The sequence below is a fragment of the Salinicoccus albus DSM 19776 genome, assembly GCF_000385175.1.
Classification (GTDB): Bacteria; Bacillota; Bacilli; order Staphylococcales; family Salinicoccaceae; genus Salinicoccus; species Salinicoccus albus.
Genome location: NZ_ARQJ01000002.1, coordinates 1 through 1,438, shown reverse-complemented (window position 1 = coordinate 1,438; position 1,438 = coordinate 1). Strand labels below are relative to the sequence as shown.

General features: G+C 52.6%; 13 tRNA genes and 1 rRNA gene. All 14 read right to left on the bottom strand.

The window, feature by feature from the left end:
* Window positions 1-69: 69 nt before the first annotated feature.
* Window positions 70-143 (bottom strand) — tRNA-Met (locus G343_RS0100075).
* Window positions 144-155: 12 nt separating this feature from the next.
* Window positions 156-248 (bottom strand) — tRNA-Ser (locus tag G343_RS0100070).
* 27 nt (window positions 249-275) lie between these two features.
* Window positions 276-352 (bottom strand) — tRNA-Ile (locus G343_RS0100065).
* 4 nt (window positions 353-356) lie between these two features.
* Window positions 357-430: transfer RNA gene (locus G343_RS0100060), tRNA-Met, on the bottom strand.
* A 25-nt stretch (window positions 431-455) separates the two neighbouring features.
* Window positions 456-531 (bottom strand) — tRNA-Ala (locus G343_RS0100055).
* Between the two features lie 22 nt (window positions 532-553).
* Window positions 554-635 (bottom strand) — tRNA-Leu (locus tag G343_RS0100050).
* 20 nt (window positions 636-655) lie between these two features.
* A tRNA-Pro gene (locus G343_RS0100045) sits at window positions 656-729 on the bottom strand.
* A gap of 17 nt (window positions 730-746) precedes the next feature.
* Window positions 747-820: transfer RNA gene (locus G343_RS0100040), tRNA-Arg, on the bottom strand.
* Between the two features lie 13 nt (window positions 821-833).
* A tRNA-Leu gene (locus tag G343_RS0100035) sits at window positions 834-924 on the bottom strand.
* A 6-nt stretch (window positions 925-930) separates the two neighbouring features.
* Window positions 931-1,005, bottom strand: a tRNA-Gly gene (locus tag G343_RS0100030).
* Window positions 1,006-1,073: 68 nt separating this feature from the next.
* Window positions 1,074-1,146: transfer RNA gene (locus G343_RS0100025), tRNA-Lys, on the bottom strand.
* A gap of 13 nt (window positions 1,147-1,159) precedes the next feature.
* Window positions 1,160-1,235: transfer RNA gene (locus tag G343_RS0100020), tRNA-Thr, on the bottom strand.
* 4 nt (window positions 1,236-1,239) lie between these two features.
* Window positions 1,240-1,315 (bottom strand) — tRNA-Val (locus G343_RS0100015).
* A gap of 32 nt (window positions 1,316-1,347) precedes the next feature.
* Window positions 1,348-1,438 (bottom strand): 5S ribosomal RNA (rrf, locus tag G343_RS14885); the annotation flags it as partial.

Here is a 1,438-nt window from a genome sequence, read left to right as displayed (position 1 = left end):
TCGAACCCGCGATCTCCTGCGTGACAGGCAGGCATGTTAACCGCTACACCACGGGACCTGATTTAAAAATTGCGGGAGGTGGATTTGAACCACCGGCCTCCGGGTTATGAGCCCGACGAGCTACCAGACTGCTCCATCCCGCGATAATAATAAAATGGCGGAGGAAGAGGGATTCGAACCCCCGCGGGCCGTTAAGCCCCTGTCGGTTTTCAAGACCGGTCCCTTCAGCCAGACTTGGGTATTCCTCCGTATAATTAACTATTGTAACAGAAATATGGTGGACCTTGCAGGATTCGAACCTGCGACCCAACGGTTATGAGCCGTTTGCTCTGACCAACTGAGCTAAAGGTCCAATATGGCGGCAGAGGGGATCGAACCCCCGACCTTACGGGTATGAACCGTACGCTCTAGCCAGCTGAGCTACGCCGCCATGAAATTAAAATAATTTTTCTAAATGGTGGAGACTAGCGGGATCGAACCGCTGACCTCCTGCGTGCAAAGCAGGCGCTCTCCCAGCTGAGCTAAGCCCCCATATATAAGAATTTTGAAGCGATGCGGGTGAAGGGAGTCGAACCCCCACGCCCGAAAGCGCTAGATCCTAAATCTAGTGCGTCTGCCAGTTCCGCCACACCCGCATAATGTAACTTTCAAAGAGTCGGGAAGACAGGATTCGAACCTGCGACCCCTTGGTCCCAAACCAAGTGCTCTACCAAGCTGAGCTACTTCCCGTATGTGTTTTTTTAAAGTGCGCCCGAGAGGAGTCGAACCCCTAGCCTCCTGATCCGTAGTCAGGCGCTCTATCCAATTGAGCTACGGGCGCATAGTGCAAAAACTGGTGCCGAGGACCGGAATCGAACCGGTACGGTAAGTAGACTTACCGCAGGATTTTAAGTCCTGTGCGTCTGCCAGTTCCGCCACCCCGGCATACAATGGAGCGGAAGACGGGATTCGAACCCGCGACCCCCACCTTGGCAAGGTGGTGTTCTACCACTGAACTACTCCCGCAATATTAAAATGTTTATGCGGGTGAAGGGAATGCCCTTCACATCTTGCACTACACCCGCTGGAAGTTATGAGCCATAGAGGAATCGAACCTCTGACCCTCTGATTAAAAGTCAGATGCTCTGCCGACTGAGCTAATGGCTCATCATTATTTTAATGGTGCCGGCCAGAGGAATTGAACCCCTAACCTACTGATTACAAATCAGTTGCTCTGCCAATTGAGCTAGGCCGGCTAAATGGTGGAGAATGACGGGATCGAACCGCCGACCCTCTGCTTGTAAGGCAGATGCTCTCCCAGCTGAGCTAATTCTCCAAAAGTATACTTAAGATTTACAGACAATTACTGCCCGGCAGCGTCCTACTCTCACGGGACGTCAGTCCAACTACCATCGGCGCTGGAGCGCTTAACTGCTGTGTTCGGCATGGGAACAGGTGG